This is a genomic window from Kitasatospora cineracea (genome assembly GCF_003751605.1).
GTDB lineage: Bacteria > Actinomycetota > Actinomycetes > Streptomycetales > Streptomycetaceae > Kitasatospora > Kitasatospora cineracea.
The window spans coordinates 803,999-828,842 of sequence record NZ_RJVJ01000001.1 but is presented as its reverse complement, the minus strand read 5'-3'; the positions used below and the strand labels follow the sequence as shown (position 1 = coordinate 828,842).

General features: G+C 74.1%; 19 protein-coding genes. 10 read left to right on the top strand and 9 right to left on the bottom strand.

Annotated features, from left to right (window positions below; translation table 11 throughout):
- The first annotated feature begins 179 nt into the window (after positions 1–179).
- From EDD39_RS03585 to rarD, 4 genes are all read left to right on the top strand, one after another.
- Positions 180–2,069 (top strand): 2-oxoacid:acceptor oxidoreductase subunit alpha, encoded by a 1,890-nt coding sequence (locus EDD39_RS03585; RefSeq protein WP_425269636.1) that lies wholly within the window; start codon positions 180–182, stop codon positions 2,067–2,069.
- Positions 2,066–3,103 carry a 2-oxoacid:ferredoxin oxidoreductase subunit beta gene (locus EDD39_RS03580; RefSeq protein ID WP_123553340.1) on the top strand — a complete coding sequence of 346 codons (1,038 nt, stop codon included), beginning with the start codon at positions 2,066–2,068 and terminating at the stop codon, positions 3,101–3,103. Before EDD39_RS03585 ends, EDD39_RS03580 begins: the two co-directional genes overlap by 4 nt.
- Positions 3,104–3,462: 359 nt before the next feature.
- Positions 3,463–4,704 carry an RNA-guided endonuclease InsQ/TnpB family protein gene (locus EDD39_RS03575; protein ID WP_123560103.1) on the top strand — a complete coding sequence of 414 codons (1,242 nt, stop codon included), beginning with the start codon at positions 3,463–3,465 and terminating at the stop codon, positions 4,702–4,704.
- A 57-nt stretch (positions 4,705–4,761) separates the two neighbouring features.
- Entirely contained in the window at positions 4,762–5,697 is a 936-nt protein-coding gene (gene rarD, locus EDD39_RS03570; RefSeq protein WP_123553339.1) for an EamA family transporter RarD, read from the top strand.
- Positions 5,698–5,787: 90 nt separating this feature from the next.
- Here the strand turns inward: rarD and EDD39_RS03565 are convergent, their stop codons facing one another.
- A complete protein-coding gene (locus EDD39_RS03565; RefSeq protein WP_162869932.1) occupies positions 5,788–7,038 on the bottom strand; it encodes an extracellular solute-binding protein in 1,251 nt (416 codons plus the stop codon).
- A gap of 225 nt (positions 7,039–7,263) precedes the next feature.
- Here EDD39_RS03565 and EDD39_RS03560 point away from each other — a divergent pair, with 225 nt between their 5' ends.
- Both EDD39_RS03560 and EDD39_RS03555 read left to right on the top strand, forming a co-directional pair.
- Complete coding sequence (locus tag EDD39_RS03560) at positions 7,264–7,611, top strand: hypothetical protein (protein ID WP_123553337.1); 348 nt, start codon at positions 7,264–7,266, stop codon at positions 7,609–7,611.
- 188 nt (positions 7,612–7,799) lie between these two features.
- A complete protein-coding gene (locus EDD39_RS03555) occupies positions 7,800–8,216 on the top strand; it encodes a hypothetical protein (protein ID WP_123560101.1) in 417 nt (138 codons plus the stop codon).
- Between the two features lie 52 nt (positions 8,217–8,268).
- On the opposite strand, the gene EDD39_RS03550 is transcribed toward EDD39_RS03555, so the two are convergent.
- Positions 8,269–9,519, bottom strand: a complete 1,251-nt coding sequence (locus EDD39_RS03550; protein ID WP_244256589.1) for a LolA family protein — start codon at positions 9,517–9,519, stop codon at positions 8,269–8,271.
- A gap of 185 nt (positions 9,520–9,704) precedes the next feature.
- Here EDD39_RS03550 and EDD39_RS03545 point away from each other — a divergent pair, with 185 nt between their 5' ends.
- Together EDD39_RS03545 and EDD39_RS03540 are read left to right on the top strand one after the other, a co-directional pair.
- The gene (locus tag EDD39_RS03545) at positions 9,705–12,305 is read left to right on the top strand and encodes a bifunctional FO biosynthesis protein CofGH (protein WP_123553336.1); all 2,601 of its coding nucleotides are present in this window, start codon (positions 9,705–9,707) and stop codon (positions 12,303–12,305) included.
- A 202-nt stretch (positions 12,306–12,507) separates the two neighbouring features.
- Positions 12,508–13,611 carry an ADP-ribosylglycohydrolase family protein gene (locus EDD39_RS03540; RefSeq protein WP_123553335.1) on the top strand — a complete coding sequence of 368 codons (1,104 nt, stop codon included), beginning with the start codon at positions 12,508–12,510 and terminating at the stop codon, positions 13,609–13,611.
- Between the two features lie 111 nt (positions 13,612–13,722).
- Here the strand turns inward: EDD39_RS03540 and EDD39_RS03535 are convergent, their stop codons facing one another.
- The 3 genes from EDD39_RS03535 to EDD39_RS03525 form a co-directional block, all read right to left on the bottom strand.
- Entirely contained in the window at positions 13,723–13,929 is a 207-nt protein-coding gene (locus EDD39_RS03535; protein ID WP_030459064.1) for a DUF397 domain-containing protein, read from the bottom strand.
- The gene (locus tag EDD39_RS03530) at positions 13,926–14,783 is read right to left on the bottom strand and encodes a helix-turn-helix domain-containing protein (RefSeq protein WP_123553334.1); all 858 of its coding nucleotides are present in this window, start codon (positions 14,781–14,783) and stop codon (positions 13,926–13,928) included. The genes EDD39_RS03535 and EDD39_RS03530 overlap by 4 nt, the downstream gene beginning before the upstream one ends.
- Before the next feature lie 325 nt (positions 14,784–15,108).
- Positions 15,109–15,837, bottom strand: a complete 729-nt coding sequence (locus EDD39_RS03525; protein ID WP_014137624.1) for a GOLPH3/VPS74 family protein — start codon at positions 15,835–15,837, stop codon at positions 15,109–15,111.
- Positions 15,838–16,137: 300 nt separating this feature from the next.
- Between EDD39_RS03525 and EDD39_RS41895 the strand changes: the two genes are divergently transcribed.
- Positions 16,138–18,447 carry a D-alanyl-D-alanine carboxypeptidase family protein gene (locus EDD39_RS41895; protein WP_123553333.1) on the top strand — a complete coding sequence of 770 codons (2,310 nt, stop codon included), beginning with the start codon at positions 16,138–16,140 and terminating at the stop codon, positions 18,445–18,447.
- A gap of 96 nt (positions 18,448–18,543) precedes the next feature.
- Here the strand turns inward: EDD39_RS41895 and EDD39_RS03515 are convergent, their stop codons facing one another.
- The 4 genes from EDD39_RS03515 to EDD39_RS03500 all read right to left on the bottom strand — a co-directional run bounded on the left by EDD39_RS03515 (position 18,544) and on the right by EDD39_RS03500 (position 23,704).
- Positions 18,544–19,449 carry a YhjD/YihY/BrkB family envelope integrity protein gene (locus EDD39_RS03515; protein ID WP_123553332.1) on the bottom strand — a complete coding sequence of 302 codons (906 nt, stop codon included), beginning with the start codon at positions 19,447–19,449 and terminating at the stop codon, positions 18,544–18,546.
- 73 nt (positions 19,450–19,522) lie between these two features.
- Complete coding sequence (locus EDD39_RS03510) at positions 19,523–20,284, bottom strand: polyprenol monophosphomannose synthase (RefSeq protein ID WP_123553331.1); 762 nt, start codon at positions 20,282–20,284, stop codon at positions 19,523–19,525.
- A 184-nt stretch (positions 20,285–20,468) separates the two neighbouring features.
- Complete coding sequence (locus tag EDD39_RS03505) at positions 20,469–22,910, bottom strand: ABC transporter permease (protein WP_123553330.1); 2,442 nt, start codon at positions 22,908–22,910, stop codon at positions 20,469–20,471.
- On the bottom strand, positions 22,904–23,704 hold the full coding sequence (locus EDD39_RS03500) for an ABC transporter ATP-binding protein (RefSeq protein ID WP_425269635.1): 801 nt from the start codon (positions 23,702–23,704) through the stop codon (positions 22,904–22,906). Before EDD39_RS03500 ends, EDD39_RS03505 begins: the two co-directional genes overlap by 7 nt.
- A 288-nt stretch (positions 23,705–23,992) precedes the next feature.
- Between EDD39_RS03500 and EDD39_RS03495 the strand changes: the two genes are divergently transcribed.
- Positions 23,993–24,757 (top strand): 4'-phosphopantetheinyl transferase family protein, encoded by a 765-nt coding sequence (locus tag EDD39_RS03495; protein WP_123553329.1) that lies wholly within the window; start codon positions 23,993–23,995, stop codon positions 24,755–24,757.
- Positions 24,758–24,844: the final 87 nt, after the last annotated feature.

The window sequence follows — 24,844 nt, the reverse complement described above, 5'->3', positions numbered from 1 at the left end:
CTGTGCGAGTTCCCTTCCAGCGGTGCTCCGCCCGCTTAGGATTCGCTGTGGTGCGCCAGGCGGACGGGGCACACGGCTCACGCCCGCTGCTGGCTCCCCCGACGAGGAGGTCCGCGGCAGTGACCAGTCAGGTCGATCAGTCAGAAGCAGTGGACGGTTCGGACGGCGACGGCCCGGCCGTGTCGGAGCGTTCAGCGCCCGGACGGACGGCCAAGCCGATCAGGCGGCTGGACCGGGTGATCATCCGTTTCGCGGGCGACTCCGGCGACGGCATGCAGCTCACCGGCGACCGGTTCACCTCGGAGACGGCGGCGTTCGGCAACGACCTCTCCACGTTGCCGAACTTCCCGGCCGAGATCCGCGCACCCGCAGGCACCCTGCCCGGCGTCTCCAGCTTCCAGCTGCACTTCGCCGACCACGACATCCTGACGCCGGGCGACGCGCCCGACGTCCTGGTGGCGATGAACCCGGCGGCGCTGAAGGCCAACCTGCCGGACCTGCCGGCCGGCGCCGAGATCATCGTCAACACCGACGAGTTCACCAAGCGGGCGCTGGCCAAGGTCGGCTACCAGCAGGACCCGCTGGAGGACGGCTCGCTGGAGGCGTTCCGGCTGCACCCGGTGGGGCTGACCACGCTCACCCTGGAGGCGCTCAAGGACAGCGGCCTGGCCCGCAAGGACGCCGAGCGGGCGAAGAACATGTTCGCGCTCGGCCTGCTGTCCTGGATGTACCACCGGCCCACCCACAGCACCGAGCTGTTCCTGCGGCAGAAGTTCGCCAAGAAGCCGCAGATCGCCGAGGCCAACGTGACGGCGTTCCGGGCCGGCTGGAACTTCGGCGAGACCACCGAGAGCTTCGCGGTCTCCTACGAGGTGCCGCCCGCCAAGCTGGAACCCGGCACCTACCGCAACATCTCCGGCAACCTGGCACTGTCCTACGGCCTGGTCGCGGCGGGGGAGCGCTCCGGGCTGCCGGTGTTCCTCGGCTCGTACCCGATCACCCCGGCCTCGGACATCCTGCACGAGCTGTCCCGGCACAAGAACTTCGGCGTGCGCACCTTCCAGGCCGAGGACGAGATCGCCGGGATCGGCGCCGCGCTGGGCGCGGCGTTCGGCGGCGCGCTGGGCGTGACCACGACCTCCGGGCCCGGCGTGGCGCTCAAGAGCGAGACCATCGGCCTGGCGGTGTCGCTGGAACTGCCGCTGGTGGTGGTCGACATCCAGCGCGGCGGCCCGTCCACCGGCCTGCCGACCAAGACCGAGCAGGCCGACCTGCTGCAGGCGATGTTCGGCCGCAACGGCGAGGCCCCGGTGCCGATCGTGGCGCCCGCCACGGCCGCCGAGTGCTTCACGGCCGCGCTGGAGGCGGCCCGGATCGCGCTCACCTACCGGACCCCGGTGTTCCTGCTCTCGGACGGCTACCTGGCCAACGGCTCCGAGCCGTGGAAGCTCCCGGACGTCGACGAACTCCCGGACCTGCGCGTCGAGTTCGCCACCGAGCCGAACGGCCCCGACGGCAGCTTCCGCCCCTACCAGCGCGACCCGCACACGCTGGCCCGCCCGTGGGCGGTCCCCGGCACCGCCGGCCTCGAGCACCGGATCGGCGGCATCGAGAAGCAGGACGGCACCGGCAACATCTCCTACGACCCGGCCAACCACGACTTCATGGTCCGCACCCGGCAGGCCAAGGTCGACGGCATCGCGGTGCCCGACGTCGAGGTCGACGACCCGAGCGGCGAGGCCCGGGTCCTGGTGCTCGGCTGGGGCTCCACCTACGGCCCGATCACCGCCGCGGTGCGCCGGGTGCGGGCCGACGGCGGCCGCGTCGCCCAGGCCCACCTGCGCCACCTCAACCCGTTCCCGGCCAACCTCGGCGCCGTCCTGCGCGGCTACGAGCGGGTGATCGTCCCCGAGATGAACCTCGGCCAGCTCGCCCTGCTGCTGCGCGCCAGGTACCTCGTCGACGCCCAGTCCTACAACCAGGTCCGCGGCCTGCCGTTCAAGGCCGCCCAACTCGCCGACGTGCTGCACGCCGCGCTCGGCGGCCTCGACGCGGAGGAGACCCGATGACCGACTTCCCCGCCCTGCGCCTGGTCCCCAAGGCGGACGGCCCGCAGACCGCGAAGGAGTTCAAGACCGACCAGGAGGTGCGCTGGTGTCCCGGCTGCGGGGACTACGCGGTCCTGGCCGCCGTCCAGTCCTTCATGCCCGAGCTGGGCATCCGGCGCGAGAACACCGTCTTCGTCTCCGGCATCGGCTGCTCCTCGCGCTTCCCGTACTACATGAACACCTACGGGATGCACTCGATCCACGGCCGCGCCCCGGCGATCGCCACTGGCCTGGCCGCCTCCCGCCCCGACCTGTCGGTGTGGGTGGTGACCGGCGACGGCGACGCGCTGTCGATCGGCGGCAACCACCTGATCCACGCGCTGCGCCGCAACGTCAACCTGAAGATCCTGCTGTTCAACAACCGGATCTACGGCCTGACCAAGGGCCAGTACTCGCCCACCAGCGAGGTCGGCAAGATCACCAAGTCGACGCCGATGGGCTCGCTGGACGCCCCGTTCAACCCGCTCTCGCTGGCGATCGGCGCCGAGGCCACCTTCGTGGCCCGCACCATCGACTCCGACCGCCAGCACCTGCAGTCGGTGCTGCGGGCCGCCGCGCAGCACGAGGGCACCGCGCTGGTGGAGATCTACCAGAACTGCAACATCTTCAACGACGGCGCCTTCGAGGTCCTCAAGGAGCCGGGCACCCGCGACGAGGCGCTGATCCGCCTCGAGCACGGGCAGCCGGTCCTGGTCGGCGCCGGGCACCAGGTGGTCCGCGACGGCGACGGCGAACTGCGGATCGCGCCGCTCGGCGAGGGCACCGCGCTGGTCCACGACGCCCACGCCGCCAGCCCGGCCACCGCCTTCGCGCTGACCAGGCTGGCCGACGCCGACACCCTGCACCACACCCCGATCGGCGTCCTGCGCGACGTCGCCCGGCCGGTCTACGACACGCTGATGGCCGAGCAGCTGACCCGGGCCGAGGAACAGCAGGGCCGCGGCGGCCTCGCCGCCCTGCTGGCGGGCTCCAGCACCTGGACGGTGGACGCGTAGCGGTCCTGCGCCGAGGCCCGGGGACGGTCGTCCCCGGGCCCTTCCGTTTCGCCCCGTGTCAGGAGTGAAAACCGAAATCGTGGATGACGCCTCCGGGTGCGGGCCGCTACCTGGACTCATTGCAGTGCAGCGGGCTTCGGCCTGGTGATGAAGCAGTTCTGGGTCCTGCCCTGACGTAGGTGGTGGGTACCTTTCCGTACTGTGGGCGGCTCCGACTGTCGGTGTTCGAGCCGGGCGGGGTGCCGGCCGGTGGACATTTTGTGGCGGTGTTCGGTCACGAAGGCCGGGTGCGTGGGCGGGTGCTGACCGGTCGGGTCGTTGTGGCGTCCTACCGTGGGTCGGGGGGCTACGGTGCGGTTGTGCAGCTCAGGTACTCCTTCCGCGTCTACCCGACGGCGGGTCAGCGGGCGGCGCTGGCGAGGGCGTTCGGGTGCGCGCGGGTGGTGTACAACGACGCTTTGCGTGCCCGGGAGGCCGCCCGTGCGGCGGGGCTGCCGTTCCCGAGGGTGGGGGATCTGTCGAAGGCGCTGATCACCGGGGCGAAGAAGACCCCGGAACGGGCCTGGCTCGGCGAGGTGTCGGCCGTCGTGTTGCAGCAGTCCCTGCGGGACCTGGAGGCCGCGTACCGGAACTTCTTCGACGGGTTGAAGGGCAAGCGGCCCCGCACGGGTGCGCCGCGTTTCAAGTCGCGCAAGGACACCCGGCAGGCCGTGCGCTTCACCGCCAACGCCCGGTGGAGGATCACGTCGTGCGGGAAGCTGTCCCTGCCGAAGGTCGGCGACCTGACGGTGAAGTGGTCGCGCACGCTGCCCTCGACGCCGTCCACGGTGACGGTGGTCAAGGACAGTGCGGGCCGGTACTTCGCAAGCTTCATCGTGGAGAGCGACCCCGCCGCCGACCTGGCCCGCATGCCCGACACCGACCATGTGGTCGGCATCGACCTGGGGCTTGTGCACTTCGCGGTCCTCTCCGACGGCACGAAGATCGACAGCCCCCGCTTCCTGCGCCGCGCCGAGAAGAAGCTCAAGCGCGCCCAGCAGACTCTCAGTCGCAAGGAGAAGGGGTCGAAGAACCGCGACAAGGCCCGCTGCAAGGTCGCCCGCGCACACGCACAAGTGGCCGACGCGCGGCGCGAGTTCCACCACCGGCTCTCCACGAAGGTCGTCCGCGAGAACCAAGCGGTGGCCGTGGAGGCGCTGTCGGTGAAGGGGCTTGCGCGCACGCGCATGGCCAAGTCGGTGTACGACGCCGGGTGGTCGGCGTTCGTGACCATGCTGGAGTACAAGGCCGCGCGCTACGGGCGGCGGTTCGTCCGGATCGGCCGCTTCGAGCCCACCAGCCAGGTGTGCTCGAACTGCGGCGTCAAGGACGGGCCCAAGCCCCTGCACGTCCGGATGTGGACGTGTGGGGCGTGCGGGGCCGTCCTGGACCGGGACGTCAACGCGGCGGTCAACGTCGCCAAGGCCGCCGGACTGGCGGTGTCAGCCTGTGGAGCGCAGGTCAGACGGGCACCCGTGCCCGCACCGCGCGAAGAAGCAGGAACCCACCCGAAGCGACCCACACTGCCGGTGCGGGAGCAGGCGGGAATCCCTGGACTTTAGGCCGGGGAGGATGTCAACTTTCGGGTGACACGACGGCGCGCGGGTGAAGGGCAGGCCATGGCGGAGGGTTCGCGGGAGGCCAGGGTCGGATTGTGGAACGGCTTCGCGGCGTACGGGATGTGGGGCCTGTTCCCGCTGTTCTGGCCGCTGCTGGAGCCCGCCGGGGCGGCCGACATCCTGGCCAACCGGATGACGTGGTCGCTGGTGGCGGTCGCCGCGATGCTGCTGGTGCGCCGCCGCTGGGCGTGGATCCGCCCGCTGCTGCGCCAGCCCCGGCGGCTGGGCATGCTGGCGCTGGCCGCGGCCACCGTCTCGGTGAACTGGGGCGTGTACATCTGGGGCGTGAACTCCGGGCACGTGGTGGAGACCAGCCTCGGGTACTTCATCAACCCGCTGGTGACGATCGCCTTCGGCGTGCTGGTGCTGCGCGAGCGGCTGCGCCCGGCGCAGTGGGCGGCGGTCGGCGTCGGCACCGCGGCGGTCCTGGTGCTGACGGTGGCGTACGGCCGGCCGCCGTGGATCGCGCTGGCGCTGGCGTTCTCGTTCGCCACCTACGGGCTGCTGAAGAAGAAGGTCGGCCTGGGCGGGGCGGAGAGCCTCGCGGTGGAGAGCGCGGTGATGTTCCCGTTCGCGGTGGCGTTCCTGGTCTACCTGGAGGTGCGCGGCCAGGGCACCCTGGGGCACCACGGCTGGGGCCACACCGCGCTGCTGCTGGCCAGCGGGGTGATCACGGCGGTGCCGCTGATGTGCTTCGGCGCGGCGGCGCTGCGGGTGCCGCTGACCACGCTGGGGCTGCTGCAGTACCTGGCGCCGGTGTCGCAGTTCCTGATCGGCGTGGCGGTGTTCCACGAGACGATGGAGCCGGCCCGCTGGGCGGGCTTCGCCCTGGTGTGGGTGGCGCTGGTGGTGCTGAGCGGGGACGCGCTGCGGCGGATCCGGGTCGAGCGGCGGCGGGCCGCCACCGCCCCGCCGGTGCCGGCCGCCGCGTCCTGACGGCGGTGCGCCGGTGCCGTGCGCCGGTGCCGGTGTCCTGACGGCGGGTTCATGGCGGCGGTGTCCTGACGGCGGTGTTCTGACGGCGGGTCAGAGCGCGGCGAGGTCGCGGGCCAGCCGGGTGCTGTCGCGGTGTCCGGTGAACGCGGCCGCCGCGGCCCGGGCCGCGGCCCGCCGGCCGGCCGGCAGCAGGCCGCCGTGGGTCAGCGAGTCGACCGGGCGGCGGGTGCGCCACTCGTCCAGCGACCAGCGGGCGTACGGGCCGAACAGGGCCCGGGCGGAGCCGGGCAGGTCGGTGCGGGCCGGGACGGCGGCGCGGGCGCCGTTCAGGGCGATCTGGCCGTCGAGGTCGGCGCAGACGTCGAGCCAGGCGAGCGCGGCGGGGCGGTGGCGGGCCTCGCGGGGCAGCGCGAAGGCGTCCAGGCGGGACTGGAACAGGCCGTCGGTGCCGGGGGCGGCCGCCCAGCCGTAGTCGGTGCCCGGGCGCAGGTCGAGGGTGTCGCGCAGCCAGGTGTCGGCCCAGTCGCCGGTGAGCAGGAACCCGGCCCGGCCGGTGCCGAGCAGGCGGGCGGCGTCGGTCCAGTCGGCGTCGGCGGCGGGCGGGGCGGCCAGTTCCAGCAGGGCGTCCAGGGTGCGCAGGGCGCCGGTGGTGGCGGGGGAGCCCCAGGGGCCGCCGGGCTGCCAGAGCGCGGCGAACGCGTCCGGGCCGTGCGCGGCCAGCAGGACGGTCTCGGCCAGCTGCAGCACCTCGGTGGGGCCGCCGACCGCGAGCGGGGCGGCGACGGTGCCGGCGGCCTGCCGCAGCCGGGCCAGCAGCGCCGCCGGGTCCGCCGGGGGCCCGGCCGCGCCGGCGGCTGCCAGCAGCGGCGGGTTGGTCCACAGCAGGTTGGTGCGCCGCACTCCGGCCGGAACGGCGTACAGCGCCCCGCGCACGCGCAGCCGGGGCAGTACCGCCGCGGGCAGCCCGGCCAGCCAGCCGCGGGCCCGGGCGGGGCCGTCCAGCGGCTCCAGGCGGTCGGCCGGCTCGGCGAGTTCGGCGCCGCCGCAGCAGCGGAAGCTGTCCGGCGGCAGCCCGTCGGCCAGCCGCCGGGCGAGGTCGGTGCCGGACGGGGCGGAGCTGTCGCCGGCCACGAAGGTGACGTCCGGGGCGCGGCCCTTCAGCGCGGCCAGCATGGCCTGCAGCCCGTTCTGCTCCGGGCCGGACGTCCAGCCGGTGGCGACCTCCAGCAGCCCGGACGGGCCGTTCGCCGAACTGGCCGCCGCGGAGCCGTACCTGGCCAGCGCCGTCCCGGCCAGGGCGGCCAGCCCGCCGAGCAGGACCTGGCGGCGGCGGATCGGCACGGCACTCCCAGCGGGGTCGAACAGGCGGGCGGGCGCCCGACGGACGGGCGGTCCGGGGCGGCCCACCATCCCACCGTCCGGCCCGAGTCCGCGTCAAGGGCCGGGCCGGGCCGGGCGGCCGTGAAGAACGCCTCCGCGGGATCTCCTCAACCGGACTCCCGGGCTGCTAACGTCCGTGCTGCGCGACCCGGCCGCCAGCAGTCCCGGCGCGCGGGAGGAACTCCGATGGTGCACCTCGCCCGGCCCCGGCTCCGCAGCGTTCCCGCGGTGCGGCGGGAGGCGTGCGGGTCGCAGAGCGGGGAGCTGCGGATCGTCCGGCCCCCCGGCCTCCCGGCGGTGATCCGCTGGCAGCCCGCCGGGGGAGAGCCGGTCGACCTCCTCCCGCCCTACCGCCTGGACCGGGTCGAGCTGCGCCGCTCCCACCGGGCCAGCCTGCACGGCCTGACCGCGGGCGTGCGGCTGGTCACCGCGGGCTGGTCCCCGCTCTTCCTGGTGCTCCCGGCGGACCTGCCGGCCCTCGCGCTGGCCGCGGCCTCCACCCGGCGGCGCGGACCGTCCGGCGGGCCCGGGTAGGGGGGATTTCCGGCCGGACCCGATCAGGGATTGCCGCCGGACGGCCGGAGTTGATCAAATGTGGCCGGTGCCGGCGCGGCCCTGCGGGAAGCGGGGCCGCGCCCGTGCCGTCCGGCCCACACCCGGACACCGGGGCCCCTCCGGGGGAGCGCCCCGATCAACTCCACCGATCGGAGAACACGGTGACCATGCACCAGTCCACCGCCTGGGTCCTGCTCTTCGCGGGCGTCATCTTCGTCTGGTCGCTGCTGCTCGGCGTCCGCAAGTGGCAGGAGATGTCCACCTCGTCCGACGGGAAGGCGCACCCCTACATAGACATCGGCCACCGGGCGGCGCTGCTCTACTCGTTCGCGACCACCATGATCGCCGTCTTCGTGCAGACCTCGGCCTGGCCGGAGGCGGTGAACTTCACCGCGGCGTGCGCGGCCGTGCTGATGTTCGTGGTGGCCATCGCGAACTACACCCGGCTCGGGCTCACCCGCGCGACGGTGAACCAGATGCACAACCCGCCGAAGCACTACCGGGCGGCCCTGGCCGCCAACATCATCGGGGAGATCGGCGGCTTCCTGGTCCTGCTGGTGGGCTTCGCCGTCGCCCGCCTGTAGCGGCCGGCCCCGGGCGGCGCGCTCCCGCACCGTCCGGGGCCGGGGCGCGCGCTCAGGAGTGCTTCGCCGCCGCCTGCAGGGTCTCCGGGGTGACCGCGCCGACGTAGACCCGGCCGTCCTTGGTGACCAGGGCGTTGACGATGCGGGTGGAGACCAGGGTGCCGCCGTCGACCTGGCGGCCGGTGAACTTGGCCAGGCCCTTGGCGGCCTCGGCGCCCGCGTTGCCGTGCGCGACGGCGGTCCAGCCCTTGCCGATCACGCCCGCGTCCGGCCCGGCGGCCGCGGCGTCGTGCCCGGCGCCCGCGGTGCCGTGCCCGGCCCCGGCCCCCGGGGCGGGCAGCACGGACGGGAGCGGGCTGCCCGGGAGCGCGTCGGCGGACCGCTCGACGACCTTGGCGCCCTTGGGGGCGGCGAAGTCGAAGGTCTTGGCGTCCGGCTTCGCGTAGGACAGGGTGCCGAAGCGGACGTCGAGCGCGGTCGCGCCGTCGGTGGTGCGGACCTGCACGGCGAGCGGGAAGCCCTTCTCGGCGTCGACCGAGACCCGGATCTCGTCGATCGTCGAACCGGACTGCTTCGGCTTGACGCTGAGCCGGTACGCGGCGTGCCCGGCGACCCGCTCGGTGCCGGAGACGGTGACCGAGGTGGTCTCGGCGGAGCCGTCGAGGAGCTGCTTGGCGACGTCCTGCGGGGTCAGCGAGCCGATGCCGGCCCGGCCCGCGTCGTGCTGCCCGTCGGCCCGGCCGGCGCCGGTGAAGTGCAGGGCCTGCCGGGAGTCGCGGTCGTAGGCCCAGACCTGGTCGCCGTTGTGGACCAGCTCGTAGCCGGACTTCTCGCCGGACAGGGTGAGCCGCTGCCGCTCGGGCCCGTCCGCGGCGACGCTCAGGGTGTGCGAGCCGCCGAGGAGTTCGACGGCCTTCAGCTGCGGGTCGGCCCCGCCGACCGACGCGCCGGCGCTGCGGGCCAGGTCGCCGATGGCGCCGGAGCCGGTCACGGCGTCGGTGAGGGCGGTGGGCAGGCCCAGGTCGGCGCTGACCCGGACGGTGCCGGAGAAGGTGTCGGTGGTCGAACCCAGGGCCTTGGCGACGAGGTCCTGGGCACTGATCGCGGGCAGGTCCGGCGCCTCGTCGCTGGCCAGCGCGGGCACCAGGCCGATGCCGGTGGCGACGACGGCGGCCACGGCCACCGGTACGCCGATCCGGACGGCGGTGCGCCGCCTCGCGGGCCGGGCGGGACGCTCCGGCCGTTCGACCGGTGCGATCCGGATCGGTGTCATGCCCTGTTCTGCGGTGGAGTCCTGGTCCATGGCAGCCCCCTTCCGAGTGCCTGTGCGCTGTCACCGTCCATGAGACCACCGGAGGCCGCCCGGGGGCGTCGCCCGGCGGCAGCAGATCCGGGTACGCCTCCCGTTGTATCCGGGGTGTTGCGACCCTGAGACGCCGTCAGGGTCGTGTAGTCCCGCAGGGCTACCTCTCGCGTAGGGTCGGCGCCATGAGCCCTCAGCGCCCGCCCGTGCCCGCTGCCGTCCCCGTCCAGGCCCCGACCGCGACCGCGATGCGGCGGGCGCTGCGCCGGGCCCGGGACGGGGTGGCGCTGGACGCGGCGGAGGCGGCGGTGCTGCTGCAGGCCCGCGGCGAGGACCTGGGGCAGCTGTGCGCGGTCGCCGCCCGGCTCCGCGACGCCGGGCTGGAGCAGGCCGGGCGCCCCGGCGTCATCACCTACTCCCGCAAGGTGTTCGTCCCGCTCACCCGGCTGTGCCGGGACCGCTGCCACTACTGCACCTTCGCCACCGTGCCCGGCCGGCTCCGCAAGGACGGCCACGGCCTGTACCTGTCCCCGGACGAGGTGCTGGACATCGCCCGCAAGGGCGCCGAACTCGGCTGCAAGGAAGCGCTGTTCACGCTCGGCGACCGCCCCGAGGACCGCTGGCCGGAGGCCCGCGAGTGGCTGGACGCGCACGGCTACGACGACACCCTCGCCTACGTCCGGGCGATGGCGGTGCGGGTGCTGGAGGAGACCGGGCTGCTGCCGCACCTCAACCCCGGGGTGCTGTCCTGGACGGACTTCCAGCGGCTCAAGCCGGTCGCCCCGTCGATGGGCATGATGCTGGAGACCACCGCCGTCCGCCTCTGGTCGGAGCCCGGCGGCCCGCACCACGGCTCGCCCGACAAGGAGCCCGCCGTCCGGCTGCGGGTGCTGGAGGACGCCGGACGCAGCGCGGTGCCGTTCACCACCGGCGTGCTGATCGGCATCGGCGAGAGCTACGAGGAGCGGGCCGAGTCGCTGCTGGCGATCCGCAAGGTGGCCCGCGCCTACCAGGGCGTGCAGGAGGTGATCGTGCAGAACTTCCGGGCCAAGCCGGACACCGCGATGCGCGCCATGCCGGACGCCGAACTGTCCGAGCTGGCCGCCGCGGTGGCGGTGGCCCGGCTGCTGCTCGGCCCCGCCGCCCGGATCCAGGCCCCGCCGAACCTGGTGGACGCCGAGTACGCGCTGCTGATCGGCGCGGGCATCGACGACTGGGGCGGCGTCTCCCCGCTGACGCCCGACCACGTCAACCCGGAGCGCCCCTGGCCGCACGTCGAAGAGCTGGCCGAACGGACCGCCGCCGCCGGGTTCACCCTGCGCGAGCGGTTGACGATCCACCCCGAGTACCTGAAGCGCGGCGAGCCCTGGCTGGACCCGCGGCTGCTCCCGCACGTCCGGGCGCTCGCCGACCCGGCCACCGGCCTGGCCGTCGAGGGCGCCCGCCCGGTCGGCCTGCCCTGGCAGGAGCCGGACGCGCCGATGACCGGCGGCGGCCGCACCGACCTGTTCCGCACCGTCGACACCGAGGGCCGCACCGGCGACCGCCGCTCCGACTTCGACGACGTGTACGGCGACTGGGAGGCGCTGCGCGAACAGGCCGCGCTGCCCGCCCCCCGCCGGATCGACGCCGACCTGCGGGCCGCGCTGTCCACCGCCGCCGACGACCCGGAGCAGCTCACCGACGACCAGGCCCTGGCCCTGTTCCAGGCCGACGGCGACGCGCTGGACGCGCTGACCCGGATCGCCGACGAACTGCGCCGCGACACCGTCGGCGAGGACGTCACCTACTGCGTCACCCGGAACATCAACTTCACCAACGTCTGCTACACCGGCTGCCGGTTCTGCGCCTTCGCCCAGCGCCGCACCGACGCCGACGCCTACACCCTCTCGCTGGACCAGGTCGCCGAACGGGCCGAGCAGGCCTGGCAGGTCGGCGCGACCGAGGTGTGCATGCAGGGCGGCATCCACCCGGACCTGCCCGGCACCGCGTACTTCGACATCGCCCGGGCCGTGAAGGAGCGGGTGCCGGGCATCCACGTGCACGCCTTCTCGCCGATGGAGGTGGTCAACGGCGCCACCCGCACCGGCCTGTCGATCCGCGACTGGCTGGCCGCCGCGAAGGACGCCGGGCTGGACTCCATCCCCGGCACGGCCGCCGAGATCCTCGACGACGAGGTCCGCTGGGTGCTCACCAAGGGCAAGCTGCCCGCCGCGACCTGGGTCGAGGTGGTCACCGCCGCGCACGAGCTGGGCCTGCGCTCCTCCTCGACGATGATGTACGGCCACGTCGACACCCCCCGGCACTGGCTGGGCCACCTGCGGCTGCTCGCGCAGGTCCAGCAGCGCACCGGCGGCTTCACCGAGTTCGTCACCCTGCCGTTCGTGCACACCAACGCGCCGGTCTACCTGGCGGGCATCGCCCGGCCCGGCCCGACCGCCCGCGACAACCGGGCGGTCACCGCGATGGCCCGGCTGCTGCTGCACCCGCACATCCCCAACATCCAGACCAGCTGGGTCAAACTCGGCGCGGAGGGCGCCGCCGAGATGCTCCGCAGCGGCGCCAACGACCTCGGCGGCACCCTGATGGAGGAGACCATCTCCCGGATGGCGGGCTCCGGTTGGGGCTCCTACAAGTCGGTCCGCGACCTGGAGGCGATCGCCGCCCTGGCCGGCCGCCCGTCCCGCCAGCGCACCACCCTCTACGGCGAGGTGCCCGCCGAGCGCCGCGCCGCCGCCCTGGCCTCCGACGGGCACCTGCCGCGGCTGCTGCCGGTCCTCGACTAGCGGGCGGGCCGGACGTCCGTGTCCGACGTCCGGCTCTCCGCCCGGTGACCTGCGGGTGTCCGGGCGGTGACGGGTGGTCGGGCGCACCGATGTTCGGTCCCGGGGGCCTTTTCGCGCTGCTCTTCGAATAAGGTGCGTCTACTGCCCGTGCGCCTGCTCCGGGCTCCCGACCGTGCCGTCGACGAAAGGGTTCCGCCCCGTGATGCCTCTGTGGTCACGCGCCCAGCAGCAGGACTTCCGCAGCCGGGTCCGGGGCTGCCTGCTCGGCGGGGCGATCGGGGACGCGCTCGGCGGCGGCATCGAGTTCGAGCAGCTGGAGCAGATCCGCGCGGCCCACGGCGAGGCGGGCGTGGCCGGCTACGTCCCCGCGTACGGGCGGCGCGGCGCGATCACCGACGACACCCAGATGACGCTGTTCACCGTCGACGGCCTGATCCGCTCCCACATCAGCCGCGACGCCGGCTCCTGGCACCCGCCGTCCGACGTGCACCGCGCCTACCTGCGCTGGTACGCCACCCAGCAGGACTGGGGCCCGGACGAGCGCCGCAAGGACCTGGGCTGGCTCGGCCGGGAGGAGTGGCTGTACGCCCGCCGGGCCCCCGGCCAGGCCTGCCTGTCCGGGCTGGCCGGCACCGAGAGCGGCCCGCTGCCGACCGTCGAGGAGCCGCGCAACCCGGGCTCCAAGGGCTGCGGCACCGTGATGCGGGCCGCCCCGTTCGGGCTGCTCACCGCCTGGGACCCGGCGCTGGTCTTCCAGCTCGCCGTCGAGTGCTCGGTGCTGACCCACGGCCACCCCACCGGCTACCTGTCCGCCGGGGCGTTCGCGGTGATCGTCCACGCGGTGGCCCGCGGCGGCACCCTGGAGGAGGGCGTGCACCTGGCGCTGGCGCTGCTCTCCGAGCGCACCGGCCACGAGGAGACCACCGCCGCGCTGCGCGCCGCCCTGGACGCGGTGCGGGCCGGCGCGCCGTCCCCCGAGCGGGTCGAGGAGCTCGGCGAGGGCTGGGTGGCCGAGGAGGCGCTCGCCATCGGCCTGTACTGCGCGCTGGTCGCCGAGGACGTCCGCAGCGGCCTGCTGCTGGCCGTCAACCACTCCGGCGACAGCGACTCCACCGGCTCGATCTGCGGCAACCTGCTGGGCGCCCTGCACGGCGAGACCGCCCTCCCGCCGGACCTGCTGGCCGAGCTGGAGGGCCGCGGCACCGTCCTGGAACTCGCCGACGACCTGGTGCTGGAACTGCTGCACGGCCCCGAACTGCACGGCACCGAGGCCTGGTCGGTCCGCTACCCGGCCGCGGACGCCTGACCCCGGCCGGCTGTCCGGCCGCCCGGCTGTCCGTCCGTCCGGCCGGCCCCGGACGCGAAGGTGCCCGCCGCGCGGGAAGCGGCGGGCACCTTCGCACCTGTGGCCAAGGGCTCAGAGCTCGCCGAAGCGGCCCGCCCCGGCCGCCGCGGCGAACGCCGCCCAGGCCGCCTCGGAGAAGCGCAGCTGCGGGCCCTGCGGGTCCTTGGAGTCGCGGACCGCGATCGAGGCCGAACCCGGCACGGCGATCTCCACGCAGGCGCCGTTGCCCCCGCTGTAGCTGCTCTTGCGCCAGGTCAGGCTCTCGGTGGCCTTGCTCATTTCATGAACTCCTCTGCGATGGTGGCGATCATCGACCGGCTCTCCGCGACGCTCAGCGCCGCGGCCCTCAAGTGGTCGTACAGATTGGTATAGCGGCGGACGTCGGCGTCCTTCTCCAGGTAGAGATCGCTCGTCACTCCTTCGAAGTAGACGACCGTGGAATCCGCCGACTCGGGGAACTCCAGCAGGGAGAATGTCCCGGTCATGCCGGGGTGGGAGCCGTGGCTGAACGGGATGACCTGGAGGTTGATGTTGGCCCGCTCGCCCAGTTCGACGAGTTGGTACAACTGCTCGGCCATCACCGGCTTCCCGCCGACCTGGCGGCGCAGCACGGCCTCGTCTATCACCACCCACAGGCTGCCCAGCTGGTCCGCGCCGTGGATCCGGTGCTGCCGCTTGAGCCGGACGTCCACCCGGCGGCGGATCGCGGTCGGGTCGGTGTCCGGCTGCGTCCCGGCCACCACCGCCTCGGCGTACTCGCGGGTCTGCAGCAGCCCCGGCACGAACGAGGACTCGTACGCCCGGATCGAGGACGCCTCCGCCTCCAGCCCGATGTACACGCTGTACGGGATGTCCCCGAACTCGTGCCACCAGCCGCGCTGCCGGGACTCCTTGGCCATCTCCATCAGCCCGGCGCGGACCCGCTCGTCCTCGACCTCGTAGACGTCGCACAGGTCGCGCACGTCGCGCTGGCTGATCGAGCGGCGGCCGTTCTCCAGCCGGCTGATCTTCGACTGGGAGACCATCAGGCGGCCGGCCACCTCTTCGGCGGTCATGCCCTTGAGCTCGCGCAGGCGCCGCAGTTCGGCGCCGAGCCTGCGGCGGCGAACCGTCGGATTCACGCTGGCGGACACATCGACCTCCGGCCGTACTTCTGGCAACAGTGCGGTAATTGGTACCAACCCCCTGACGCTGAGCAGCATGCCACCTCAACTGCGGTCCGTGTCCAGGAATCGAAGTACCGCAGTAGAACAGATCATCGGAAAATAGCTCAATATGGATCCGGGCCCTTGCGTTCGACGCCCCCACCCGCTAAAGGGAATCCCGCGCCCGCCAAGGCCCCTGACGGGCCGTCGGGACGTCGGACGGACGCCGGGAACGCCGGAGGGCGGGTGGCCCGGTGCATCGCACCGGGCCACCCGCCCTCCTGCCGAACCGAACGCTAACGGCGTGCGCCGCTCATCGCGCGCCCACCCTGCTGGCCACCCCGCGCCCCGCGGCCGCCGGACGACCGGCCGGACCGCGCGAACCCGCGGGCGCCGACCTGCCCTGCTGCTGCTGGGCGGGCAGACCGTTCTGCACGTCCATCACCGCGTGGGCCACCATGCCGCCCAGCGGGTCGTACCTGATCAGGTCTCGCAGCCGGGAGCGCGAGGACCGCCCCTCGTTGCCCGGGTACAGGTGCTTGCCCAGGCCGACCGCGTGCGCCAGCGCCGCCAGCGCCGCCGTCCGCGGGTCCGGCGGCACGCCGGTGCGGATCGCCGTGTCCAGCCGCTGCTTGATCGCCGCGTTGGTGCAGTCGTCCGACGCCTGGTAGCGCGTCGTCGGCAGCACCCCGCAGACCTGCCCGGCCACAGCCGTCACCATGCCGCACCGTTCCAGGTGCGCCAGGTACGTCTGCCGCAGGCCCAGGCGCGGGCCGCCGATCCAGTGCGCGGCGCGCACCGGGCTGCCGCGCCGGCGCAGTAGTTCCAGTGCGTGGTCAAGGGTCGGATCACCGGTCGGCCGTGGCACCACCACGGCGATCCGGTCCCCGTCCGGGACTATCCTTCCGGCCAGGGACAGCTCGACGAGCTGCGCCCCGGCAAGTCCGAGGTCGAGGGTCTGCGGCTGCGCGGTGGTACCCGTGGCCGGGTCCAGCGCGAGCAACAAGAGCTCCTCAGGAATGGTTCGACGGCCTCTGCCCATCCAAGCCTCCCCGCGTGGATGAATGACAGGGTGACGCCTCTCACACAGGCTTGTCGAGTACGCCTCCGAATCGTGACCTTGCCCGGGCAGGCTGGAACCACCGTCCGACGGCTCCGCGTCTGACCGGGCAGCGGCCCGTACGGGCAGGAAAAACCGCCGGTCGGGCGGGGTGCGGCGGGCCCTTGCGGGTTCGGTGCCGGAGACTGTACAGGTGCTGGGCCGGGTCGAGAACCCGCCCGAAAAAAACCAGCTTGTGTGATCGGACCGGCGGTGCCGGGCGGACGAGGAGGAGTGGGTTACGTGGGCGAGTCCCCGAAGAGCGAGCGGCACGACGGCGAGGAGCGGTCGGCCGAGACCGAGGAGACCCCGCGCGAACCCGGCGAGCGCGCCACGGGCAACAGCACCGTCCACCTGCGCGTCCGCGATGCGGACACCCGCACCACGACCCTCCGCCTCCCCGCCGACCTCCCCGAGTCCAGCGCCGCCCTCACCGATCCCCGTCCCACCCCTCGGGACGAGGACACCCCCGAATCCGAGACGGAATCCGCCCCGAAGGGCCCGCAGCCGACCATGACGCTGCGCGCGCCGGAACTGCCGGAGGAAGAGGAGACGGACGCGGCGGAGGACGCGGCGGAGCCCGAGCCGTCGGCGGAGGAGGAGACGGACGAGGGCACGGCGGAGTCGGAGGCTGCGGCGGCGAAGCCCGAGCCGACGATGATGCTGCGGGTGCCGGAGCTGCCGGCGGAAGAAGAGGACGAGGGCGAGGGCGAGGACGAGGACGACGCGAAGGCCGAGGAGGGTGAGGCTGCGGACGCTCCGGCCGGGCCGCAGCCCACGATGACGCTGCGGATGGCGGACCTGGCGAAGTCCGGTGCGGCGTCGGAGAAGGACGAGGCGGAAACGGAGGCTGAGGCTGAGGGCGACGCCGAGGACGGTGCCGAGGCCGAGGCGGCCGCGAAGCCCGAGCCGACGATGACGCTGCGGGTCGACAAGGACCGTCCCGAGCAGACCGTGATGCTCCGGCTGCCCAAGGAGGCCACGGAGGCCGAGCCGAAGCCCGAGCCCGAGGCCGAGGCGGCCGCGAAGTCCGAGGCGCCCGCGAAGCCCGTGGCAGCGCCGAAGCCCGAGGCGGCCGCGAAGCCCGAGGCGGCCGCGAAGGCCGAGGCGCCCGCGAAGCCCGTGGCAGCGCCGAAGCCCGAGGCGGCCGCGAAGCCGAAGTCCGTCCCCGCTCCGGCCGCGAAGCCCGCTCCGGTGGCCGTTCCCGCCGCCGCTGCCGCGCCCACCGCTCCGCCGCCGCCGCCTCCGCCGCTGCCGGTCGCGCCCCCGCCGGGGCCGGAGAGCACCATCGAGGCGCTGGAGGTGCTGAAGGCGCTGAGTGCCCGTCCGATGACGCCGTTGCGGCGGGCGGTGAAGCGGATCACGATCTGGGGCGTCTTCCTGGCGGTGGTGGTGGGCGTGCTGGTCGCGGCGCAGTTGCTGCGTCCGCTGCCGGCGCCGAAGGCGAAGCTGTCGCTGGCGGACTCGTTCACCTTCGGGGGCGAGCAGCCGAACATCCCGTGGCCGGCGAAGGGGCAGGCGGCCGCCGAGGTGGTGGGCGTGGGCAGCCTGGGGTCGTCGGGGGAGGAGAAGCCGGTGCCGATCGCGTCCGTCACCAAGGTGATGAACGCGTACCTGATCCTGCAGGCGCACCCCTTGAAGAAGGGGGAGAGCGGCCCGGTGCTGACGGTGGACAAGGCGGCCGCCCAGGAGTCGGGCAACAACGACGAGTCGACGGTGACGCTGACGGAGGGCCAGCAGCTCACCGAGTACGAGGCGTTGGAGATGCTGATGCTGCCGTCGGCCAACAACGTGGCCCGGCTGCTGGCGCGTTGGGACTCCGGCAGCGAGGAGGAGTTCGTGAAGAAGATGAACGCCACCGCCGCGCAGCTCGGCATGACCAACACCACCTACGCGGACGCGGCCGGGTACAACAACGACACCAAGTCGACCGCGAAGGACCAGCTGAAGGTGGCCGAGAAGGCCATGCAGTTGGAGATCTTCAAGCAGGTCGTCGCGGAGCCGGACACCCGGTTCAACGGCCAGCGGATCTACAACACCAACGCGCTGCTGGGCAGGAACGGCATCATCGGCGGCAAGACCGGCTCCTCTACGCCCGCGCAGTCCTGCCTGATGTGGGCGGCGGTGAAGGAGGTCGGCGGCGTGCAGCGGATGATCGTCGGCGTGACGCTGGGCCAGCCGCAGACCAAGGAGGAGATGAGCCTGGTGCGGGCCGCGCAGCCGCCGAGCCAGCGGATCAACGTGGCCGCGCAGGCCGCGCTGGCCGGGCAGACCCTGGCCGAGCAGGGCCAGGTGGTCGGCTACGTGGACGACGGCGTGGGCGGGAAGGTGCCGGTGGTCGCGGCCAAGGCGCTGACCGTCGCGGGCTGGAACGGCATCACCGCGCACCTGACCCTGACCCCGGTCGGGAAGATCGCCCACACCCTGCCGGCCGGCACCCGGGTCGGCACGCTGTCGGCGGGCGACGGGGACGGCCGGGTCGAGGTGCCGGTCACCCTGAAGTCGGACCTGGCCCCGGCGTCGATCGGCTCCCGGCTGCTGCGCCTCGGCTAGGACCTGGCAGCAGCAGAACGGAACGGAGGAGCGGCCCGGACGGGGAGTCCGGGCCGCTCCGGCGTTCGCGGCGGGGGAGGGCGCTGCCCGGCGGTGCTACCGGCGGGCGGGTTCGGTGCGGGTGCCGAGGTAGCGGGTGACGGAGGGCTCCTCGGCGATGACCCGGCCCAGGACCAGGGCGAGGGTGACGGCGGCGAACAGGGCGATCAGCCAGGACAGGACGGTGAACACCACGCCGTAGGGGCCGAACCTGCCGATCGAGGAGCTCATCGCGTGCGGCAGCCACACCTTGGAGGCGATGCCGAGGGCGACCTCGCCGACGCCGCACAGCAGGGCGCCGGGCAGCAGCGGGTACCAGCGGATCCGGCCGCCGAGCAGCAGGTGCTGGGTCCACCACCAGACGGCGGAGGAGGCCAGGAAGGTCAGCGGGACGCCCAGCCACAGGCCGGCGCCGAAGCCCTTGCGCAGCGGGACCTGGACGACCAGGAACACCAGCCAGACCAGCAACCACACCACCCAGCGCCACAGGGCCAGCCGGGCGCTGTTCTTCGGCATCTCCCAGGCCCGTTCGCAGACCCGTTGCAGGGCCCGGCTCATCGCGGTCGCGGACGCCAGGGTGACCAGTACGCCGAGCACGCCGAAGCTCTGGCTGGCGCTGTTGTCGTGCGGGGTGTTCATCAGCTGCTGGACCTGCTGCTGGGCGGGGCCCTGCAGGCCGAGCTGCTCGCGCAGCGAGCCGGTGATGCTGTGCTTGAGCGACGCGGGGGCGAACACCGCGACCGCCAGCAGGGCGGGCAGCGCGGAGAGGAACGCCTGGGCGGCCAGCCGGGTGGCGTTGTCCAGCAGGTTGACCCGGATCAGGTTGCTGACGGCCCGGCCGATCAGCGGGATCCGTTCGGGGGCGCCCTTGGCGGACTCGGCGTACCGGGCCGCCCGTTCCCGGGCGGACTCCCGGCGCCGGGGGGCGGGGTCCTGCTCCGCCCGTCGCAGTGATTCGGTCACGCCGCAACCTCCGCATGCTCCGCCGGACGGGAACTTCCATCGTCACCGGCCGGCGGAGGGGGAGGGCGGCCGCCTACTTCTTCCGGGTGAGCCCGGCGACCCGGGAGCCCACGCCCCAGGCGGTGACCCGCCACAGCGCCTCGACCACGATGCTGCGGTTCATCTTCGAGGCGCCGTGCTCGCGCTCCACGAAGGTGATCGGCACCTCGGCGACCTTGAAGCCGGCCTTGACCGCGCGCCAGGCCAGGTCGACCTGGAAGCAGTAGCCCTGCGAGGCGACCCGGTCCATGCCGAGGCCGAGCAGGGTCTCCTTGCGGAAGGCCCGGTAGCCGCCGGTGACGTCCCGGATCGGCACGTTCAGCATCAGCCGGGAGTAGGTGGAGCCGCCCTTGGAGAGCAGCAGCCGGGACTTCGGCCAGTTCACCACCGCGCCGCCGGGCACCCAGCGGGAGCCCAGCACCAGGTCCGCGCTGCGCAGCGCGGTCAGCAGCCGGGGCAGCTCCTCGGGCTGGTGCGAGCCGTCCGCGTCCATCTCGACCAGCACGTCGTAGCCCTCGTCGATGCCCAGGCGGAAGCCGGCCAGGTAGGCGGCGCCGAGGCCCTCCTTGCCCTTGCGGTGCAGCACCTTGACGTGGTCGTCGTCGGCGGCGAGGGCGTCGGCGAGCTTGCCGGTGCCGTCCGGGCTGTTGTCGTCCGCGACCAGCACGTGCGCCTCGGGGACGGCGGCGCGGACGCGGGACACGATCCGTTCGACGTTCTCGGCCTCGTTGTAGGTCGGGATGATCACCAGGATCCTGCCGAGTCCGGCGAACGGGGTCTCCGGGGAGGAGCTCACAGGGGGTGCCTTTCTGGAGCGGCTGGCCGGGGCGGCGCCCGGGGGCGCCACCTCCCACGGTAGGGCACCGCGCGGGGTGCTCCGGGCCACCGGCCGCGGGGGTGGAGCGGCGGACGCCGCCGCCCGGACCGCGGCGGATGCGGTGCGGGCGGCGGCGTCCGGGGGTGCCGGGCCGGGCGGGCGGTCAGTCGCGGGTGCCGGCCAGTTCGATGGCCCGGCCGCGGGTGGTGTGCCGGGCGGACAGCACGGCGGCGGTCACCGCGGTCACCGCGCACAGCACCACGACCTGCCAGGTCGAGCCCCAGGGCAGCACGGTCGCCGCCCCGTCGACCAGCTTGGTCAGCGACAGCCGCTGGGTGAGGATCACGGCCGCGCCGGCCACCGCGGCCAGGATGGTGCCGATCACGGTGGCCAGCAGCGCCTCGGCGGCGATCACCCGCAGGATCTGGCCGCGGGTGGCGCCGGCCAGGTTGAGCGAGGCGAGTTCGCGGCGGCGGCCGGCGGCGGCCATCACCAGGGTGTTGGCGACCGAGATCAGCGAGTAGCCGACCGAGATGCCGAGGATGACGGTGGCGGCGGTCCTGGTGTCCTCCTTGAGCTTGGCCTTCAGGGTGTCGTAGTAGACCGGGACGGGGGCGACCCGGACGGCCTGGTCCTTGAGCGCGGCGGCCACCGAGTCGGGGGTGGTGCCGGCGTCGAAGCGCAGCCAGGCGCGGGCGGGGCGGGCGCCGGAGGCCCTGGCGGCGGACAGGTAGGTGTCGTCGCCGGCCAGGCCGGTCTGGACGATCGCGGCGATCCGCAGCTTGGTGGAGGTGTCGTCGGGCATCCACACCGTGAGGGTCTGGCCGAGCACCAGGTCGTTGCCGTCGGCGGTCTTCCGGTCGACCACGATGAAGTCGTCGCCGAGGCCGTCGACCGAGCCCTCCAGCACCCGGGGGTGCAGGACGCCGTTCGCGCCGAGCGAGGACGGGGCGACGGCCTGGCCGTTCAGCGAGTCGACGACCTGGCCGTCCTCGGTGCCGATGTAGACGTGCGCGGAGGAGACCACGTCGGCCCGCACGCCCGGCAGGTCGGCCAGGGCCGCGGTCGCCGAGCGGTCCAGGGTCTTGCCCGCGGCGGGCAGCACCAGGTAGTCGGCCCGGGTCTGCTGCCGGACCTGGTCGATCTTGGTGTGGTCGCCGGCCGCCTGCATGCAGATCATCGCGGCGGTCAGGCCGACCGCGACCACGATCGGGGTGACGGTGGCGGCGGTGCGGCGGCGCCCGTTCAGGGTGTTCTGCCGGACGATCAGCGGGCCCGCGCCGAACCGGGACAGCGGCCAGGTGGCGATCCGGGCGACCGGCCGCAGCAGCACCGGGGCGAGCAGCGCCAGGCCGCCGACGTACAGCAGCGGCACCATGCCGTACTTGCGCGGGTTGACCGCGTAGGTGGGGCTGTCGCCCGCGATGCTCCAGCCGGTGGCGACGGCGGCGACCAGCAGGCCGACGCCGAGCACCCAGCGGACCGGGGTCATCGCCCGGCTGGAGGCGGCGGCGTCGCGCAGCGCGGCGACCGGGCGGACCCGGGAGGCGCGCACCGCGACGGCGGCCGCGCCGAGCAGCGCCGAGCCGACGCCCATCAGGAAGGCGATCACCAGCGGGACCGGGTTGAGGCCGATGTGGAACCAGCTCGGGGCGACGTCGTTGTCCAGCATCCAGCTGTTCAGCCGGCCGGCGCCGATCGGGCCCAGCACGCAGCCGACCAGGGCGGCGGCCACGCCGACCAGCCCGGCCTCGGCGACCACCATCCGGCGGACCTGCTTGGGGGTGGCGCCGACCAGCCGCAGCAGCGCCAGTTCGCGGCTGCGCTGCTCGACCACGAAGGCGAAGGTGGCGATCACGATGAACACCGCGACCGAGACCGCGATGCCGCCGGTGGTCGCGGCCATCGACTGGGCGTTGATCAGGGCGTCCGCGCCGCCGGACGGGTCCGGGTCGGCCTGCTGGCGGTCGGCGCCGGACAGCACCAGCGGGCCCGCGCCGAGGGCCGAGCGCACGGCGGCGGCGCCGCCGTCCACGGCGAGCGCGTTGACGGCGGGGGAGAGCCGGGCGGCCTCGGTGTCGGTGAAGAACACCGCGTCCTCGAACCAGGTCGCCGGGGCGACGCCGGTGACGGTGTACGGGTGCGGGCCGGCCGGGGTGGAGACCAGCACGGTGCTGCCGACCCGGTCGGCGGCGGCGCCGGTCAGCACCACCTCGTCCGGGGCGGCCGGGGCCCGGCCGGCGCTCAGCGCGTAGGGGGTGAGCGCGGCGGACGACCAGCCGTGGCCGACCGCGTCGGACGGGCCGCCCTTCCACGGGGCGTCGAAGGTGCGGTCCTCGACCACCGGGCCGGCCGCGGCGGCCTTGGCGGCGGTGGCGTCGGGGAGCGCGGCGGGCAGTTCCATCGGGTCGCCGCGCGGGTCGGCGGGGACCACCACGGTCTGCGCCTTGGCGAAGCGCTGCGGGCCCTCGTGCGGGGTGCCGAGGGTGGCGGTCAGGGCGAGCGCCATCATGGCGATCATGCCGGTGCCGAGCGCCAGCGCGATGAACGCGCCGACGAAGCTCACCCAGCGGGTGCGGACGGTGGCGAGGGCGATGCTCAGCACGGGGTGCCCTCCAGGTCGGTCGCGTCCTCGGGCTCCAGGTGCGCCATCCGGTTCGCCACGGCCTCCACGGTCGGGCCGGTGATCCGGTCGACCACCCGGCCGTCGGCGAGGAAGACCACCTGGTCCGCGTAGGAGGCGGCGACCGGGTCGTGGGTGACCATGATGATGGTCTGCCCGTTCTCGGTGACGATCCGGCGCAGCAGGGCCAGCACGTCGCGCGAGGTGCGGGTGTCCAGGGCGCCGGTGGGCTCGTCGGCGAACAGCACCTCGGGGCGGGTCACCAGGGCGCGGGCGATCGCCACCCGCTGCTGCTGGCCGCCGGACAGCTCGCTGGGCAGGTGCCCGGCGCGGCCGGTCAGGTTGACCCCGGCGAGGACCTTCTCGACCTCGGCCGCGTCGGGGCGCACGCCGGCCAGCTTGAGCGGCAGTTCGACGTTCTGCCGGGCGGTCAGCGCCGGGATCAGGTTGAACGACTGGAAGATGAAGCCGATCCGGTCCCGGCGGAGCTTGGTGAGGGCGTTCTCGGACATGCCGGCCGGGTCCGCGCCGGCCAGCGAGACCCGCCCGGAGTCGACCCGGTCCAGGCCGGCCGCGCACTGCAGCAGGGTGGACTTGCCGGAGCCGGAGGGGCCCATGATCGCGGTGAAGGTCCCGGCCGGGAAGTCCAGGGTGACGTCGTCCAGTGCGGTGACCCGGCTGTCGCCGGTGCCGTAGCTCTTGCGTGCCGCGGACAGGCTGACGACGGCGGAGCCGGTCAGCGGGGCGTCGGGCCCGCCGCTCTTCTTGTCGAACACATTTCCGCCTTTGGTAGAAGTGCGTCAGCCCGCTGGGGCGCTCCGGGCCGGCGTACCCCGGACCTGACCGGAAAGCACGCGGTTCCTACTTCTACGGCACCGGGCTATACCGCATCCATAGATCCGGCCACTTCGCGCCCGTCCTCCGGGCCGGCCCCCGCGGCCCCGGTGCGATGGGCGCCCGATAGCGCCCGTATAGCCCCGTTCACCAGGCTGGCCGCTGTTCGAACCGGCTTGCGAGACCGGTGGGCCGCCGAGGCACCGCCCTCGCTGGACAGGGGTGAGGAAGTGAGCCAACAGCGTTTCCCGGCCGGGGCCGCCGACATCTGGCTGGGCGTTCCGGAGGACGTCGACGAGCGCGGCCTGGCCGTGCTGTCGAGCGCCGAGCGCAACCGGGTCCGCCTGCTGCGCGACCGGGCCGCGGCCTCCTACGCGGCCGCCCACGTCGGGCTGCGGCGGATCCTGGGCGGCTACCTCGGCGTCGAGGCCGGGGAGGTGCGGCTGGGCCGCACCCTCTGCCCGGAGTGCGCCGACCCCGCCCACGGCCCGCCCGCCGTGGTCTGGCCCGCCACCCGGCTGACCTTCAACCTCTCCCGCGCGGACGGCTTCTGGCTGCTCGGCGTGAGCGAGGACCGCCCGCTCGGCGTCGACCTGGAGGCCGAACCCCGGATCGACCCCGAGCTGACCGCCCCGCTGGCCTTCACCCCGCGCGAGCTGGCCCACCTGCACGGGCTGCCGCCCGGGGACCGGCGGGCGGCCTTCCTGCGGTGCTGGACCAGGAAGGAGGCCGTGGTCAAGGCGGTCGGCGTCGGACTCGCCGCCGACCTGTGCCGGATCGAGGTCCACCCGGACCGCCCCGGCCCGGTGGAGGTCCGCTACGGCGTCGCCCCCGGCCCCGCCGTCTGGACCCTGGAAGAACCCGACTTCGGGCCCGACCTGCACGCGGCCCTCGCCCGCACGGCCGGCTCCACCGGCCCCGTCCGCACCCTGCGCTACGGGCAGGACCCGCTGCCCGCCGCGACGGCCCCGGCCGCCGCCCCCGCCCCGCGCTGACAGCGCCGGTGCAGTCCGAATATGGCCCGCCCGGACAGGCTTCCGGACAGGTCAGGAAATGCCGACACCCGACCCGCGACCCCAGGA

Bases quoted from the DNA above. Each gene is read 5' to 3' on its own strand.
- EDD39_RS03555 (WP_123560101.1), top strand. From the start codon at position 7,800: ATGCACCAGTCCACCGCCTGGGTCCTGCTCTTCGCGGGCGTCATCTTC.
- EDD39_RS03560 (WP_123553337.1), top strand. From the start codon at position 7,264: ATGGTGCACCTCGCCCGGCCCCGGCTCCGCAGCGTTCCCGCGGTGCGG.
- rarD (WP_123553339.1), top strand. From the start codon at position 4,762: ATGGCGGAGGGTTCGCGGGAGGCCAGGGTCGGATTGTGGAACGGCTTC.
- EDD39_RS03540 (WP_123553335.1), top strand. From the start codon at position 12,508: ATGCCTCTGTGGTCACGCGCCCAGCAGCAGGACTTCCGCAGCCGGGTC.
- EDD39_RS03535 (WP_030459064.1), bottom strand. From the start codon at position 13,929: ATGAGCAAGGCCACCGAGAGCCTGACCTGGCGCAAGAGCAGCTACAGC.
- EDD39_RS03580 (WP_123553340.1), top strand. From the start codon at position 2,066: ATGACCGACTTCCCCGCCCTGCGCCTGGTCCCCAAGGCGGACGGCCCG.
- EDD39_RS03545 (WP_123553336.1), top strand. From the start codon at position 9,705: ATGAGCCCTCAGCGCCCGCCCGTGCCCGCTGCCGTCCCCGTCCAGGCC.
- EDD39_RS03525 (WP_014137624.1), bottom strand. From the start codon at position 15,837: ATGGGCAGAGGCCGTCGAACCATTCCTGAGGAGCTCTTGTTGCTCGCG.
- EDD39_RS03550 (WP_244256589.1), bottom strand. From the start codon at position 9,519: ATGGACCAGGACTCCACCGCAGAACAGGGCATGACACCGATCCGGATC.